The 15209-nt window shown below is 62.4% G+C and carries 15 protein-coding genes and 1 tRNA gene; 7 read left to right on the top strand and 9 right to left on the bottom strand.

Annotation, left to right across the window (positions count from 1 at the left end; translation table 11 throughout):
* Positions 1–21: 21 nt before the first annotated feature.
* The 8 genes from RM533_RS06590 to RM533_RS06555 form a co-directional block, all read right to left on the bottom strand.
* Positions 22–375, bottom strand: a complete 354-nt coding sequence (locus tag RM533_RS06590) for a transposase (RefSeq protein ID WP_311340431.1) — start codon at positions 373–375, stop codon at positions 22–24.
* 430 nt (positions 376–805) lie between these two features.
* Positions 806–879: transfer RNA gene (locus tag RM533_RS06585), tRNA-Gln, on the bottom strand.
* A gap of 64 nt (positions 880–943) precedes the next feature.
* On the bottom strand, positions 944–2059 hold the full coding sequence (locus tag RM533_RS06580) for a CgeB family protein (protein WP_311340406.1): 1116 nt from the start codon (positions 2057–2059) through the stop codon (positions 944–946).
* Complete coding sequence (locus RM533_RS06575) at positions 2056–3147, bottom strand: CgeB family protein (protein WP_311340405.1); 1092 nt, start codon at positions 3145–3147, stop codon at positions 2056–2058. The genes RM533_RS06580 and RM533_RS06575 overlap by 4 nt, the downstream gene beginning before the upstream one ends.
* Complete coding sequence (locus tag RM533_RS06570) at positions 3144–4256, bottom strand: CgeB family protein (protein ID WP_311340404.1); 1113 nt, start codon at positions 4254–4256, stop codon at positions 3144–3146. The genes RM533_RS06575 and RM533_RS06570 overlap by 4 nt, the downstream gene beginning before the upstream one ends.
* Complete coding sequence (locus tag RM533_RS06565; RefSeq protein WP_311340403.1) at positions 4253–5350, bottom strand: glycosyltransferase family 4 protein; 1098 nt, start codon at positions 5348–5350, stop codon at positions 4253–4255. Before RM533_RS06565 ends, RM533_RS06570 begins: the two co-directional genes overlap by 4 nt.
* Positions 5351–5391: 41 nt before the next feature.
* Positions 5392–6507, bottom strand: a complete 1116-nt coding sequence (locus RM533_RS06560) for an NAD-dependent epimerase/dehydratase family protein (RefSeq protein ID WP_311340402.1) — start codon at positions 6505–6507, stop codon at positions 5392–5394.
* Positions 6504–7619 (bottom strand): NAD-dependent epimerase/dehydratase family protein, encoded by a 1116-nt coding sequence (locus tag RM533_RS06555; protein WP_311340401.1) that lies wholly within the window; start codon positions 7617–7619, stop codon positions 6504–6506. The genes RM533_RS06560 and RM533_RS06555 overlap by 4 nt, the downstream gene beginning before the upstream one ends.
* Before the next feature lie 290 nt (positions 7620–7909).
* On the opposite strand from RM533_RS06555, the gene RM533_RS06550 reads away from it, so the two are divergent.
* The 7 genes from RM533_RS06550 to RM533_RS06520 are packed head-to-tail and all read left to right on the top strand — an operon-like array spanning position 7910 to position 14108.
* The gene (locus RM533_RS06550; RefSeq protein WP_311340430.1) at positions 7910–8512 is read left to right on the top strand and encodes a histidine phosphatase family protein; all 603 of its coding nucleotides are present in this window, start codon (positions 7910–7912) and stop codon (positions 8510–8512) included.
* A complete protein-coding gene (locus tag RM533_RS06545) occupies positions 8509–9354 on the top strand; it encodes a TIGR04290 family methyltransferase (protein WP_311340400.1) in 846 nt (281 codons plus the stop codon). Before RM533_RS06550 ends, RM533_RS06545 begins: the two co-directional genes overlap by 4 nt.
* Positions 9351–10277: a glycosyl hydrolase gene (locus RM533_RS06540; protein WP_311340399.1), complete on the top strand. Its 927-nt coding sequence runs from the start codon at positions 9351–9353 to the stop codon at positions 10275–10277. The genes RM533_RS06545 and RM533_RS06540 overlap by 4 nt, the downstream gene beginning before the upstream one ends.
* 15 nt (positions 10278–10292) lie before the next feature.
* On the top strand, positions 10293–11405 hold the full coding sequence (locus tag RM533_RS06535) for an inositol-3-phosphate synthase (RefSeq protein WP_311340398.1): 1113 nt from the start codon (positions 10293–10295) through the stop codon (positions 11403–11405).
* On the top strand, positions 11402–12157 hold the full coding sequence (locus RM533_RS06530; RefSeq protein WP_311340397.1) for an HTH domain-containing protein: 756 nt from the start codon (positions 11402–11404) through the stop codon (positions 12155–12157). The genes RM533_RS06535 and RM533_RS06530 overlap by 4 nt, the downstream gene beginning before the upstream one ends.
* The gene (locus tag RM533_RS06525) at positions 12154–13122 is read left to right on the top strand and encodes an MDR/zinc-dependent alcohol dehydrogenase-like family protein (RefSeq protein WP_311340396.1); all 969 of its coding nucleotides are present in this window, start codon (positions 12154–12156) and stop codon (positions 13120–13122) included. The genes RM533_RS06530 and RM533_RS06525 overlap by 4 nt, the downstream gene beginning before the upstream one ends.
* Positions 13119–14108 carry a Gfo/Idh/MocA family protein gene (locus RM533_RS06520; protein ID WP_311340395.1) on the top strand — a complete coding sequence of 330 codons (990 nt, stop codon included), beginning with the start codon at positions 13119–13121 and terminating at the stop codon, positions 14106–14108. Before RM533_RS06525 ends, RM533_RS06520 begins: the two co-directional genes overlap by 4 nt.
* Here the strand turns inward: RM533_RS06520 and RM533_RS06515 are convergent.
* Positions 14093–15208, bottom strand: coding sequence for a glycosyltransferase (locus tag RM533_RS06515; RefSeq protein WP_311340394.1), 1116 nt, complete (start codon positions 15206–15208; stop codon positions 14093–14095). The genes RM533_RS06520 and RM533_RS06515 overlap by 16 nt on opposite strands.
* Position 15209 lies beyond the last annotated feature (1 nt).

Raw genomic sequence — 15209 nt, 5'->3', positions numbered from 1 at the left:
ACACCGCGCGGAGCCTGGAGTTCATACTTCCTTTGGTGCGCCCGGTACGTCGGGCAAGAGCCCCCCTTTTGACAGGCTGGTGGCCGTCCGGTGCAGCTTGAGGTAAGTGGCGTCGATCATGATCCGCTCGGGCTGACCTGACTTACCAGCCAGCTTGGCGAAGATGCGGTTGAACACCCCCATCCGGCTCCACCGGATGAAGCGGTTGCAGATCGTCTTGTGCGTCTCGTAATCCTTGGGCGCATTGCGCCACATCAAGCCGTGTTTGATGACAAAGATGATCGCCGACACATGCCTGCGATCATCGACCTTGTGAACGCCATGCGAAAGCTGGAAAAATGGCTCAATCCGGCACATCTGCGCCTTGCTTAGCAGAAACGGAACTTCAATCGGTAGCGCGCCTCCTCAAGCCCTCCATTGGATCGTCCATAAATGCTTCGTGCAAGTGATTTAACAGGTCCTGATTCTAAGCTAATTGCGGGTAAATTTACACTTACTTTAACCAGCTGACAATTACGTTCTTAGATGCCAATTGTCATCTTCTGGCATCGCGAAGTGCGTTTGAGATCGTCAGTTCGTGCACAGGCGATGCGCAAAGGAAAGTGGAAAAGCAGCCATCGCGGAGCAAGCTAGCACTAGAAGCAACTCAGAGGGGCGCCTGAGAACGCAATTGCGGCGATGGTTCGACAGCGATCAAGGCTAAGCAAGAATGATGCGGGCACCACGCCTTGTGGGGGAAAGTGTGGGGGCAGAATGTATGCCAAACACCTAAAGCACAGATAAAGCAAAATTTTTCTTGATGGAATGGATGCCCCGCGAGGATTCGAACCTCGATTGACGGAGTCAGAGTCCGTAGTCTTACCATTAGACGACAGGGCAACTGCGGCGGCGTCTACGAAGCGACCACAGGTCGGTCAAGCGGTTTCTTGCCCCGGATTGTGGATCAAGGGGCGTTGTTCCCGACCCTCTGCGATGTGGCTGTTGCGTTAAGACCGGCACCGGCCCGCCTGCCATTGCGGATGGCATCGGCAAGGTCTTGCTCAAGCTGCTCTGCCCGTCGTTCGGCACTGTGATACGCAAGGACAGTCGTGCGGGCGCGGTGACCCATGGCCGGATCACGTTCGGCCAGTGTTTCCACGACTGTTGTGCTTGAGCGTGCAAGCACGATCTCGCTGGCAGGATCGAAAATTTCCTCGATCCCGTTCCAGATGTCGGATATGATCGGGGTCGCACAGGCAGCTGCCTCGAACAGGCGTACAGAGGGCGACCAGCCTGCGGCGATCATGTCAGCGCGCGTGACGTTGAGGGTGTAGCGCGATGCGGCATAAAAAGCGGGATGATCAGCAGGGGGCAGATGGTCGATCCGCTCCACATTGACAGGCCATTCCACGTCGTCGGGGTACTGCGGACCAGCCACGACAAAGCGCAGATCGGGGCAGGCACGCGCAGGGTTCAGCAACAGCCGCTCCAGCGTGGGCTGCCGGTCTGGACTGTAGGTGCCAAGATACGACAGATCCCAGCGGTGCGGAACATCCGTTGGATGGTAAAGCGCTGTATCGACACAGCAATAGAGTGGCCGTGCACACGGTGAGCCGAACTCGCGTTCCAGCCGGTCGAGCGTAGGCCCGCCGGTAAAGGAGAAATAGATAGCGAAGCCGGGGATGAGCTGAGGCGAAAGATATTCGAAATCCTGGCGCGCCAGCTTGGCAAGCGTGACCGGTGTATCAATATCGTAGAAGCACACGGGCCCACGCGCGGTGCGCTGCGCCCATGCGCCAACCTCGACGCCGTCCGGCACGTAGGAGCCGACAATTACCGCGTCCGCTTCCGCCACCGCATCGCGCCAGCGATCAAGTTCGGACACGCTGTCGTAAAAACACAGCTTGCAGAAGTCAGGCTCGGCAAGATCGCGATTGGCGGTATACCAGGATTGTTCGCGCTCCAGAAAGAGGATGTCGTGACCTCTTCCCGCAAAGGCGGAAAGCAGCGCGCGAAATGTCGTCGCGTGGCCATTGCCCCAGGATGAGGACAGGCTGAGCCCAAGCACCACCAGCTTCATTCGACACGATCCCGCAGGCGGGCGCACGCTTCATGCAGGGCCGCGTCCACTTCGGCTGCGCGCAACTCATATGTGTGATCTGCCAGCACGCGGCGCAGCGCAGCCTCGCCGATCGATGCTGCCTGCTGAGGAGACAGGCCGGCGAGGATGTCGGCGACATCGGCTCCGTCACGCGCAACCAGCACTTCTACCCCCGGCTTGAGGAACATCTCGATCCCTTCCCAGGCATCGGTGATGAGACAGGCTCCGGCCCCGGCGGCCTCGAACACGCGGGTGGCGGGAGAAAAACCGACCTCTGCCATGGAATCGCGTGCCACGTTCAGCACCGCTCGCGGTGTGCAGTTGAAGGCATTGTGCAACGCCGTGCCGGTGTGGCCGATTGCCCGGACATTGGGCGGCATGTCCTTGTCGGCCCAGCCGTTGCCGCCAATCATGAAACTCGCGTCAGGCAGGAGGGAAGCCGGTTTGAGGAAGAACTCCTCCACCCGGGCTTCGCGATCAGGAAGGCGGTTGGCCAGGAACCCCAGATCACAGGCAAAAGCAGGATCATGCGCAACCGGAAAATGTGTCGCGGGATCGAGCGCATTGTAGATGGGTGTGCATTGCCTTGCACCAAAGCGCGTATACGCATCCACCACCGGCGGCCCGCCGCCGTAGGTGAAGACCAGATCGAGCTGCTGAAGCGCGGCGATCACCGGATGATCCGGGTCGTTGCGCATTTCGTCGAGCGTGGCGGCGGCATCCACATCCCAGTAGATGCGCGGTGCCCCGGGGCGGGCCTGAGCGATCACGCCTTCCAGCAGTTCGCGATCGAAAACGCCGACTCCATTGGCTTTCACCACCACATCGGCAGCAGCGGCCCCGGCCAGTGCATCGCGCACTCCGGCCGAGGTGGCAGGATAGACAACGCTGCGTATCCAGTCAGGAGGATCGATGTCGCGATGTTGCTGGCGGTCGAAGGCGTCGGGCTCGTAGAACGTGATGTCATAGCCCCGCTTGGCCAGCGCGTGCAGAATACCCCTGTAATAGGTGGCCGCCCCGTTCCAGTAGGAGGACAGCAGGCTCGATCCGTAAAAGGCGATCTTCACGCATTTTCCCCTGCCAGGAGGACTGGCGATACCTGCCTGACAATGGCCAGCAGTTCATCCACCCGATGGGCGCAGCTGTGACGTGCCCGCATGGTTTCAAGCCCGCTGGCGATGAGCGACGCGCGCAAGTCGGCATCATGTGCAATCGCCTTCAAATGCCGCTCCATCTCAGCGCCACTGCGGGCGACCAGATAATCGGTGCCGGGCCGAAACAGATGTTCCGCATCCTCCCAGGGCGCACAGACCAGCGGGATACCGCAGGCAAGCGCCTCGAACACGCGGATGGTCGGGATGCCCGGTAGCGTCGTTGCGTAAAAATTGCGTGGCACGTGCACGGTGGCCGTATGCCGGGCAAAGATTTTCGGTGCTGCGGCGTTGGGCGCCCAGCCATGGTAGCGAGCGCCATATCGCATCAGCATGTCCCGGGCCGCAGCCGGATAGCGCACCCCGTAGATGTCGAGCGGAAGTTGGGCAGCCTGGGCAGGCGCCAGCAAATATTCTTCCAGCTCTGCGGTGCGTTCGCCATCGCCCCAATTGCCGATCCAGACAATGCCCTGACGTTCCTGCTCCTGCTCCGGAGGATGGAACCGGTGCAGGTCAGCCGCTTCGTGCCACGTCCAGACCCGGTCGCCCCATCCCTGACTGCGGTAAACGCGCGATAACGCCTCGCCAAAGGCAAGCACCCCATCATAGCCCGACAAGTCGAAAGCTCGCAGTTCTTCAGGCGCGCTGACTGCCCGATGGTGCGTGTCATGGAACAGGAGCAGGAAAGCTGCGCCAGCCTTGCGCAAGCTGCCGAGCTGCGCGATCAGTTCAGGCTCGTTCCATTCGTGCACGATGACCAGATCGGCATCTGCAACCATTTGTTCGCAATCGTCCGCGGGCGCATAGCGCGACGCGGCAAGCCTGGGGTATGCTTCGCGATAGGCGGATAAGCCTTCCTCGCCATGATCGGCGAGCAGGTTGGTCATGCTCCACGCATTGTCCGGCTCGAACGCCTGAACCTGATGGCCGCGGGTGATCAGCTCATCAAGTATCCCGCGAAGGAAATGCGCATTGCCATGGTTCCAGCACGAGGCAAGCGAGTGGGTGAAATATGCGATATTCATGCCGCTGCTTCTTCTCCCTTCAGCAGCTTTGCATAAGTCCGCTGCATGCCTTGTGCCATCGCGTGCGGCGTGAAGCGCGCTGCCCGGTCAGCCGCCGCCGTGCCAAGCTCTTCACGTCGGGACGGGTCTGTAATCAGCGCAGTAACGGTAGCCGCAAAACCCTGCTCGTCGTCAGCATCGAGGAATAATGCGGCGCCGTCCCACAATTCGCGAAAAGTGGCGATGTTCGACAGGATGAGCGGACATTGCGCCTGTGCAGCCTCCAGCACCGCAAGTCCGAACGGTTCGAACCGGGCTGCCGACACAAACACCGGTCGCTGGGCCAGCAACGCCGCCAATTCGAGTGCATCAACCTGCCCCAGCGTCTGCAGATGACGCGGAGCGAGGCATTCTCCGTTTGCGGACTGCAAGGCCCCGGCGCACAGGAAAGGCACCGAGATCCGGCCTGCAACTGCGTCGAGCAGGGCCGTGTTCTTCACCTTGTCCCAATGCCGACCAACGGTCAGCGCGGCATCCAGCTGCCCAGCTTGTCCTGCCCGGTCTGCCGGCCCTGCCAGTGCGGCAGGCGGGGTGCGGCCGTTGTGCACCACCAGCGGCAAGCAGGGAAGGCGATAGGCTGCCTGCACATCAGCGGCAAAGGCTGCACTGGGCGCAACGACAGCATCGGCAGCGATGAGGCCCCGACGCATCATCTGGCGGTGCCAGTCAAACTGCGGCGCGGGGGTGCCGCCATACGCTGCCTGCCACCATGTCGCCAGACAGCCATGCGCAACGGCAACCACCGGCATTGGAAAAACCGCTGCACCAGCAAGCGCGGGCGTGTTGCAATGCACGATATCGGCGCCAAGATCAGCCGCCAGCCCCGCAATCTTTGCAGCTGCGTCAGCCACCGGCGCTGCCTCGCTGCACATCCAGTCAAGCGCACAGCCGGTTTTCATCAGGCGCAGGCTCCTGACGCGTCGGGCCGCGGTTTCCTGTATTACATCCGGGTCTGGACCAAGAACCGCCAGCGTCACGCGATTGCCGCAGGTGATCAGCTGTTCGGCCAGTTCGAGCGCATATTGCCACACCCCGCCTACCGCGTCGGCAGTCATGAAGATGTGGCGACCATGTGGGTGTTTGGCGGCAACCACAGTCATGCAGAAAGGCCGTGCACCTGCATGCTTTCATGGTGCAGACCGGCCGCCTGTTTGCTCAAGTCTGTCGCCTTGAGCGGCAGCCCACGTGATTGCGCCAGCCAGCCGGCAAGGCCGCGCACGCCATCGCGCCATGGCGTGCGCGGCTGCAAAGCGAGCGTCGTATCGATGGTCCACGTATCGGCGACAAACCAGCGCTGGTCGCCGGCACGCCAGTCTTCGAAGCGAATTTGCGGCGTCCGGTCCGTAATGCGGCCGATCTCCTCGATCAGGGCGAGCAGGCTGACCGCATTGGCCGGCCCGCCACCCCAGTTGAAGGCACGGCCGGCCGCTTTGTCGATGTTGCGCCAGATCGACAGATAGGCATCGCAGGTGTCCGCCACGTCGCAGATGTCACGCACCTGGCGTCCGTCGCCGAACAGCGTGATCGGCTGATCCTGCAGCGCACGGATCAGGAAATGCGCGACCCAGCCCTGATCCTCGGTGCCCATCTGCCGCTGGCCGTAGATACAGCTCATCCGCAGGACAGCGGTTCGCATCGCGTAGCTTCGCGCATAGTCGAGCACATATTGATCCGCCGCGCCCTTGGAGCAGCCATATGGGGTATGAAAATCAAGCGGCTGGCGTTCGGATACGCCGCTACGGGCCAGCGCGGGCGCGGCCGGTTCATGGCCGAGTTCGGTGGTGTGCGTGCCCAGATCGGCAAGATCACCGTAAACCTTGTTGGTGGAAGCGAAAATGACCGGCGTTGCCGGATTTTGGCGGCGGATGGCTTCCAGCAGATTGAACGTGGCAGCGATGTTGATGTCGAAATCCGCGCGGGGATCATCAAGGCTGGTGGTGACGGCGACCTGTGCGGCAAAATGAAATACCGCGTCGACCCCGAGTATGGCCTGACGCAGCCGGGTATCGTCCCTGATATCGCCAATGGCGGGTTCTATCCTGTCGCCGTGACGGCTGACCAGCCATTCCAGATTGTCTTCGACACCCGGCCTGGTCAGCGCGTCATAGATCCGCACCCGGTGTCCCTCTGCTGCCAAACGATCAGCAAGATTGGATCCGATAAATCCGGCGCCGCCTGTCACCAGCACTGTGCAGGGCGCGGCGCTGCTCATGCGACCAGTCCGCGTGCTTCCAGCTCGCTGCGGGCGGTCGCGACCCTGTCGTCGGCGGTCTGGCTCGATACCCACTCAGCAAGATCGGCAAGTCCGGCGATGAAATCCTCCCGCGCGGTGAACCCCAGCTTTGCCTGCGCCAGGGTCGTGTCGCAGAAACAATGGCGGATGTCGCCCGTGCGCGCCTTGCCGACGATTTCCGGCTCGATGCGGTTCTTGCCCATTGCGGAGGCGAGCGCATCGGCGACCTGGCGCACCGAACGATCCTCTCCCGAACCGATGTTGAAGGTGCCGCCCGCTGCTTTGGGCAGGGTCAGCGCATCGGCAAAGGCGCGGGCGACATCCAGCACATGAACAAAGTCCCGCCGCTGTTCTCCATCCTCGAAGATCATCGGCGGCTGACCGTTCAACAGCCGCGACGCAAAGATCGCCAGTACCCCTGTGTAGGGGTTGGAGAGCGCCTGACCGGGGCCATAGACATTGAACAGGCGCAGGCACACGCTTTCCATGCCATAGGGCCCGGCCATGATGTGCGTGGTGCGCTCCTGCACATATTTGTTGAGCGCGTAGATCGACGACAGGCTCGGCCGTTTCCATTCCGGTGTCGCCATGGGAGTCAGCGGGCGGCCCTGGCCATCCACCGGGTCCCAGTTCGCCTGCCCATCCTTCAGCGCGGCGCGGGCGGCATCCTCGACCAGCACGCCTTCGGCATCACAATAGAGCCCTTCGCCATAAATGCTCATGGATGAGGCGGTCACGATCCGGCGCACCCGGTTGTCGATCAGCTTTTCGAACAGGACGGCGGTGCCGACATCATTGGTGGAGGTGTAGCGTTCCACCTCGTACATCGACTGGCCCACGCCAACCTCGGCAGCAAGATGAACGACGCTGTCCACGCCGCGCAGCGCCTGTGCCACGGCAGCGCCGTCGCGGACGTCGGCGCGGATGAACTCGACATCGCCATCAAGAATGTTCGTGGACGGATCGGGTCCGTGCACCTGCTCGATGAGGCTGTCGAGCACCCGGACGCGATTGCCCCGCGCCAGCAGTTCGCGACACACCGACCTGCCGATGAAACCTGCGCCGCCTGTGACAAGAACCGTCTCTGCCATCAATCATCCTTATGTCTCGAGCGCAATGTTCGCTGCGCCCGCTTTGACGCAGATATGCGTCCTGTTAGGGAGCGCTTCTACAAAATATAGGGTGGCGGGGCAACGCTTCTTGTTCATCTAAGTTCCCGCTATCACCATGTTTTTCAGGCGGGCGGGCCGATCGGGCGTTGTGTTCGCGCTTTGTAGAAGCTACGCCCGACCCCGACATGCAGCGCCCGGTCGGCGCAGGCTTCAACACTACGGCCAGGAGCACCATGCATGGCCCAGGGCAGGGATGAGGGAGGCGCAAGATTACCGGCACCGCGACCGTCCTGCTGATCCGTCACGCCGCGCATGGGCAATTGGGACGGGTGCTGTCCGGCCGCACGCCCGACCTGGCCTTGTCCGAACAAGGACTGGCACAGGCAGAGGCGCTTGCCGAGCGGCTGAGCAGTGCAGGGCTGGATGTCGTCCAGTCAAGCCCACTCCTGCGGGCGCGGCAGACCGCCGATGCGTTGGCTCGCCGCTGCGGCACCGGAACCGCAATCATGGACGGGCTGCAAGAGATCGACTTCGGCGGTTGGACGGGGCGCAATTTTGCCGATCTTGAGGATGATGCTGGCTGGCAGCACTGGAACAGCGCGCGCGCAGTCGCAATCCCGCCAGGTGGGGAAGCGATGACCGGGGTGCAGGGCAGGGTCATGGCGCATTTGCGCGAAACCGCCTTGCGACATGCAGGGCAAGTCATCGCAATGGTGTCGCATTGCGACGTTATCCGTGCTGCCATTGCCGGCATTCTTGGACTGCCGCTTGACCATGTGCTGCGCTTCGATATCAACCCCGCCTCGATCAGCCGCGTCGTCGTTGGCGATTGGGGGGCACGGGTCATGAGCATGAATGAGGAGGCAGGATGAGCGCAGGTCAGGCAGCGCAGAGCGCGACGCGGGATAGCACGCAGACCGAGGAGAGCACCCAGGCGCAGGATCTGCGCCGGTCAGTGGCCGCGCTGGCCCCATGGTTTCAGAACATGGACCTTGGTCATGGCGTCCACACCGCGCCCGACCATTTCCTCGGCGATTATCCGGGGTTCAAGTTCCGCCGCTTCGCCGATGCGCTGCCGGCCGACCTTGCGGGCGGGTCGGTGCTGGACATTGGCTGCAATGCCGGGTTCTACGCGATCGAGATGAAGCGGCGCGGCGCCGGGCGCGTGCTGGGCATCGACAGCGACGACCGCTATCTGGCGCAGGCGCGGCTGGCCTCCGACGCGCTTGGGTTTGGTGACATCGAATACCGCAACCATTCGGTCTATGACGTGGGCGCGCTGGGCGAAAAGTTCGATCTCGTGATTTTCATGGGCGTGCTTTATCATCTTCGCCATCCGCTGCTGGCGCTCGACCTGGTGCGCGAACATGTGGCTGGCGACATGATGCTGTTCCAGACAATGCAGCAGGGCAGCGATAATGTGGCCGACGTGCCGGCTGATCACCCGTTCCACAAACCCGGCACGTTCGATCCGCCCGAATATTTCAATGATCCCGGCTATCCGAAGATGCACTTCATCGAACGCGAGTTTGCGCATGACTGGACCAATTGGTGGGCGCCCAATGCCGCCTGCAGCCAGGCCATGCTGCGCAGCGCCGGCTTTACCATCGAGGCGCAGCCCGAAAGCGAAGTCTATCTGTGCCGCATTGCGCCGGTGCCTTACGCCGATGGCGGGCCAGCCGCGGTCTATCCCGCGACAGGAGCCGGCGCATGATCGAAGCGGCGATGATCTGGAACGAACCCAACAACAAATCGCACTGGAACCCGGAGCTTGACCCCGACTGGTCGATCTATGCCGATACGGTGATCCGCGCAGGCGGGGCGATCCAGGCGGTAAACCCCGCCATCACCCGCGTGCTGGGCGGCATGTCGCCGATCGATCCGCACTGGCTCGAACGGATGCGCAAGGCAGGCGCGCTCGATGCCGTCGATGTGGTGGCGGTGCATGGCTTTCCGCTCGACTGGAACCTGTGGCCGATCCATTCCTGGCCCGACCGGATCGCCGAAATAGAGGCGGTCGTGCCCGACAAGCCGATCTGGGCAACCGAAGTTGGCGTCGGCTCGTTCGGTGCCGAGGAGGTGCAGGTTTTCGGCGTCGACCGCACCGCAGAGTTGCTGATCGGGCGCGTGCCTAACGTTTATTGGTATTCACTGTTCGACCTGCCGCAAAGCTGGGGTGCGGAAACCCGCCACCGGGAGGCGGAAGGATCAAGCTATTACCGCCATTTTTACATGGGGTTGATCCGCGAGGACGGCACGCCGAAGCTCGCGCTCGATCATTATGCGCGCCATGCGGACAAGATGGGCCTGATGCAATGGTTCCATTATCAGGACCCGCGGCTTGACGATGCGGTTGCGTGGATGAAACGGCTGGGCGTTAAGAAACTGCGCACCGGCCTGTCCTGGGCAGATTCGTTCCGGCCTGATGCCTTGGGCTGGTTCGACCGGCAAATGGAAGCGTTGCAGGATTTCGAAGTGCTGGTGACGTTCTGCTTCACGCCCGAGCATCTGGGCGTGGAGGGGCATCACACCAGCTGTGCCAAAGACCCGCAGCAATTCGCCGATTTCTGCGCCTGGATGATCGAGCGTTATGCACCGGCGCAGGCGGTGTCCGGCAGGCTGCCGGCGCAAGCGTGAACAAGGACCGCCGACATGCCCGCATCCGCTGAAAAACAGATCAAGGTCGCGCTGGTCGGCGTCGGCAATTGCGCCAGCTCGCTGGTGCAGGGGCTGGCGCATTACCGGGCCGGCGCGAATGATACGACGGGGTTGATGCACCGCGATCTTGGCGGGTATGAACCCGACGACATCCATGTGTGTGCCGCATGGGACATCGACCGGCGCAAGGTCGGGACCGACGTTGCCGAGGCGATCTTCGCCAAGCCCAATTGCACCACGGTGTTCTGCGACCGGGTGGAGCCAACGGGTGCCACTGTGCGCATGGGCCACGTGCTTGATGGCGTGGCCGACCACATGGACGGATTTCCCGACGACCGCAGTTTCCGCGTCGCCGACCTGCCCCAGCCGGACAAGGCCGCGGTGGTTGCCGTGCTGCGTGAAACCGGCGCCGACGTGCTGATGAATTACCTGCCCGTCGGGTCGCAGCAGGCAACCGAGTTCTACGCCGAATGCGCGCTGGAGGCAGGGGTGGCCTTCGTCAACAACATTCCCGTATTCATTGCCAGCGATCCTGTCTGGGCGGACCGGTTTCGCGATGCGGGCGTGCCCATCATCGGCGACGATATCAAGGCGCAGCTTGGTGCGACCATCGTGCACCGCGTGCTGACTGACCTGTTCCGCAAGCGCGGCGTGAAGCTTGACCGCACCTATCAGCTCAACACGGGCGGTAACACCGACTTCCTCAACATGCTGGAACGCAGTCGGTTGGCATCTAAGAAGGAATCCAAGACAGAAGCGGTGCAATCGGTGGCGGCGGCGCGGTTGCAGGATGAGAACATCCACGTCGGTCCTTCCGATTACGTCGCGTGGCAGAACGACAACAAGGTGTGCTTCCTGCGCATGGAGGGGCGGTTGTTCGGCGGCGTGCCGATGAACCTTGAACTGCGCCTGTCGGTGGAGGACAGCCCCAATTCGGCCGGGGTTGCCATCGACATGATCCGCTGTGCAAAGCTGGCGCAGGATCGTGGGTTGGCCGGGCCGATCGATGCCGCCGCTGCTTATTTCTGCAAGCATCCGCCCGAACAGATGACCGACGATGAGGCCTGGAGCCTGCTTGAAAATTTCATCCACGCTGAAGTTGCATGAAGATGAAGTGGGATGACGCCATCAAGCGCGTCATGGAAGAAGCTGACGGTGCATTGCACTATCTGGAGATCGCCGAACGGATCATTGCTGCAGGTTATCGCACGAACCTTGGTGCAACGCCGCACCAGACCGTATCGGCGAAGCTCAGTGTTTCGTTGAAGCTGCCGGACACGCCGTTTGAACGGGTTGCCCCTGGCGAATACATGTTGAAAGCAGCGCTTCAGAAAGAAGGCAACAAACAGCCATCAGTATCGCCGGACGTTGCGGAAACTGGTCTGTTGACGGCATTTGGCATGTTCTGGAACCGCAACGCTGTCGTCTGGAACGCAAAGCCGCGCCTGTTGGGAAGGCAGGGGCCGGGTGCTTCGCAAGTCGATTTTGCCGACCAGATCGGTGTGTATCTGCTGCATGATCGTGACCGCACTGTTTACGTGGGACGAGCAAGTGAGGCGCTGCACCAGCGATTGAAGGCCCACACTGCCGATCGGCTGAGCGGCCGATGGGATCGTTTTTCGTGGTTCGGGCTGAGGTCTGTCAATGCCGATGGTACGCTGGAAGCAGTTTCGGTGCATGGCAGCGCGGATCGTCTTATCGCAGCGTTTGAAGCATTGTTGATCGAAGCGTTGGAGCCTCCGCTCAATCGCAAGCGTGGGGACAATCTGGCAAGTGTCGAAAATCTTCAGGTGGACGATCCAGAGCTTCAGGCGATTGAACAAAGAAGGGTGCTCGACCAGTTGAGCAAAGCGGCATGACCAGGAGCATGAAAGCAGCGGTGCTTACCGGGCCGCAGGCATTGACCATTGCCGATGTGGCGCCGCCTGAGCCGCGCGAGGGCGAAGTGCGCATCAGGCTGGAGGGGTGCGGCGTCTGCGCTTCCAATCTCACTCCGTGGAGCGGGCCTGAATGGATGCAGTTCCCCACCCCGCCCGGCGATCTGGGGCACGAGGGCTGGGGCGTCATCGACAAGGTCGGGTCGAACGTGACAAGCTTTGTGGCTGGCGAACGGGTGGCGACGCTGGGTACCAAAGCCTATGCAGAGATGGACGTGACCGACGCAGCCATGGTGGCCAAGCTGCCCGATGCGTTGGCTGGCCAGCCGTTTGCAGGTGAGCCGCTCGCCTGCGCCTTCAACATCTTTCGGCGCAGCGATATCCGTGCCGGCCAGACGGTGGCGATCATCGGCATCGGCTTTCTGGGGGCGGTGCTGACCCGCCTCGCCAGTGCGGCCGGCGCGCGGGTAATCGCAATTTCCCGCCGCCCGGAATCGCTCGCGCTGGCGACGCGATATGGCGCTGCCGAAACGGTGCCGATGCACGATCATCATGGCATCATCGGTGCGGTGGAAGCCTTGACCGATGGCGCGCTGTGCGACCGGGTAATCGAATGCGTGGGCTTGCAATGGCCGCTCGATCTGGCCGGCGAACTTGTTGCTACCGGCGGCAGGCTGGTCATCGCCGGGTATCATCAGGACGCACCCCGCCAGGTCAACATGCAGATGTGGAACTGGAAAGGCATCGATGTCATCAATGCACATGAGCGCGATCCCGCCGTGCAGTTGCAGGGGCTGCACGAGGCGATCGCAGCCGTGGCCAGCGGGCGGCTGGATACAGCGCCGCTTTATACGCACATCTACCCGCTGGAGCGGCTGGACGAAGCGCTCGATGCCACGCGCGACAAGCCGGACGGATTTGTAAAAGCGCTGGTGATGTTTGGATGATCCGCCCGCGCGTCGGCTTTCTTGGCACCGGCTGGATCGGGCGGCACCGGATGGAGGCGATGATCGCCACCGGCGGGATCGACGCTTGCGGGATTGTCGAGCCATCCGCCGATGGCATGGCGCAAGCCAGGGCACTTGCGCCCGGTGCACAGGCATTTGGCGATCTGGCCGCCATGCTTGACAGCAATCCTGACGGGCTGGTCATCGCCACACCAAGCGCGCTGCATGCAGAGCAGGCGCTGGCAGTGTTGGACCGCGGCGTGGCGGTGTTCTGTCAAAAGCCGCTTGGCCGCAACGCAGGGGAGACCCGCGCCGTCGTTGCCGCTGCCCAGCGTGCGGACAGGCTTCTGGGCGTGGACATGTCCTACCGGCTGACGGCTGCGGCGCAGGCGCTGGCCGGCCTGATCCGCGATGGTGCGCTTGGCGAGATATTCGCGGTCGATCTTACCTTCCACAATGCATATGGGCCGGACAAACCGTGGTTCTACGACCGCACGCAATCGGGCGGTGGCTGTCTCATCGATCTGGGTGTGCACCTGGTTGACCTGGCACTGTGGCTGCTTGATTTTCCGCAGGTTACCGCTGCTGCCTCCAGCCTTCATGCGGGAGGCCGAAGGCTCCTGCCCAACGCGACGGAAGTGGAGGATCATGCAATTGCCCGGCTCGATCTTGCGAGTGGAGCAAGCGTGCAGCTTGCCTGTTCGTGGCGACTGCCGGTTGGCAGCGATGCCGCCATCAAGGCCGCTTTCTATGGCACCAAGGGCGGCGTGACGCTGCACAACATTGGCGGCAGCTTCTACGATTTCGGCGCGTGGCATCACCGCGGCACGCACACCGAACAGGTGGTCGCACCGCCTGACGACTGGGGCGGACGTGCTGCCGCGACCTGGGCGCTGCGGCTCGGTCATGATGCCGGCTTCGACCCCGCCGTCTGGCAGATTGCCGAAACAGCCGAAGCGCTGGACCGCATCTATGCTGGAAGCTGACAGCCAGACAGATGTGCGGCGCGGTGGTCGTTGATCGCGGCTTCCAACGCGCATTCATGCTGATCCAGCTGCGTTTCGGCCTGCAATTGCGGGCGTGATGCCGAATGCACGGCCTTGGCGCAGAGGTCGGCATACAGGGTCTCATCGTTCCACATGCGGCGAAGCGCTGTGGCCCATCGTTCGGCAGGCGCATCAGCGGGCAGCAATATGCCCCCGTCCTGCGCGGCTTCCGGAATGCCGCCCCGCGTCGATGCAAGCACGGGGATGCCGCTGACCTGTGCCTCGTTGATGACGCGGCCGTATGCTTCATTCCACTGGCTGGGGGCGAGCAGCACCCGGGTTTGGGCATAGACGTCCCGCATGTCGCCACGAAACGGCTCGACCGTCAGATTGGGCAAGGCCAGCATGCCCCTGTCAAGCTCGCGCCCTGTCTCGTCGACATCGGGAATGGCGCCTACGAAGTGAAAGGGGAGTTCGGGGCAGAGGGCCGCGATCTCCACTCCCAGCCGGAAACCCTTGCGCAGCAGCGGATTGACGAAGGTGACCACACGTCGGTGCGTGTCAGTGCGATATTGATCGAGCGGCATGAAGGGGTAGATCACCTGCGCGTCAACCCCGAAGGCTGTGCGATAAGCATCGGCGGTGAACTGCGAATTGGCCACCACAGGAACGTCGGCAATGTGCGCAAAATCGCCGCCGTGCCAATCGAATTCCACGTCATGCACTTGGGTCAATAGCGGGATGCCGGTCTGCCGGGCAGCGTCGATCACCTGCACCACCTTGCCGCCCATGGCGACAATGATGTCGGGCTGTTCGCGTCCAGCCAGTGCAGGCAGCACATCGACCGGATGCCACGCGCGCCACACCGGGTACGATAATGCTGCATCATGTGCGGCCCCGATCCCGGTTGCCATTGCCGCGACCTTTATTCGCGCACGGGTTGCAAGCCCGAACATGTCCCGCGACCCGAGAAAGGCGCACAGGACGCCGGGCGTGTGTCCCCGATCGGCGAGACCGCGGCATAGCTGGTCCAGCGTGTTGGCCATGCCGCCACGGGATTGCGGGAGAAAATAATGTGTGTTGACGAACAGGATCTTCATG

This window comes from Croceicoccus esteveae (genome assembly GCF_031846435.1).
Classification (GTDB): domain Bacteria; phylum Pseudomonadota; class Alphaproteobacteria; order Sphingomonadales; family Sphingomonadaceae; genus Croceicoccus; species Croceicoccus esteveae.
The sequence above is the reverse complement of the archived record's forward strand: the minus strand, read 5'-3'. Positions and strand labels throughout refer to the sequence as shown.

Bases quoted from the DNA above. Each gene is read 5' to 3' on its own strand.
- RM533_RS06540 (WP_311340399.1), top strand. From the start codon at position 9,351: ATGATCGAAGCGGCGATGATCTGGAACGAACCCAACAACAAATCGCAC.
- RM533_RS06530 (WP_311340397.1), top strand. From the start codon at position 11,402: ATGAAGATGAAGTGGGATGACGCCATCAAGCGCGTCATGGAAGAAGCT.
- RM533_RS06570 (WP_311340404.1), bottom strand. From the start codon at position 4,256: ATGAATATCGCATATTTCACCCACTCGCTTGCCTCGTGCTGGAACCAT.
- RM533_RS06580 (WP_311340406.1), bottom strand. From the start codon at position 2,059: ATGAAGCTGGTGGTGCTTGGGCTCAGCCTGTCCTCATCCTGGGGCAAT.
- RM533_RS06520 (WP_311340395.1), top strand. From the start codon at position 13,119: ATGATCCGCCCGCGCGTCGGCTTTCTTGGCACCGGCTGGATCGGGCGG.
- RM533_RS06525 (WP_311340396.1), top strand. From the start codon at position 12,154: ATGACCAGGAGCATGAAAGCAGCGGTGCTTACCGGGCCGCAGGCATTG.
- RM533_RS06555 (WP_311340401.1), bottom strand. From the start codon at position 7,619: ATGGCAGAGACGGTTCTTGTCACAGGCGGCGCAGGTTTCATCGGCAGG.
- RM533_RS06545 (WP_311340400.1), top strand. From the start codon at position 8,509: ATGAGCGCAGGTCAGGCAGCGCAGAGCGCGACGCGGGATAGCACGCAG.
- RM533_RS06535 (WP_311340398.1), top strand. From the start codon at position 10,293: ATGCCCGCATCCGCTGAAAAACAGATCAAGGTCGCGCTGGTCGGCGTC.
- RM533_RS06560 (WP_311340402.1), bottom strand. From the start codon at position 6,507: ATGAGCAGCGCCGCGCCCTGCACAGTGCTGGTGACAGGCGGCGCCGGA.
- RM533_RS06515 (WP_311340394.1), bottom strand. From the start codon at position 15,208: ATGAAGATCCTGTTCGTCAACACACATTATTTTCTCCCGCAATCCCGT.
- RM533_RS06565 (WP_311340403.1), bottom strand. From the start codon at position 5,350: ATGACTGCCGACGCGGTAGGCGGGGTGTGGCAATATGCGCTCGAACTG.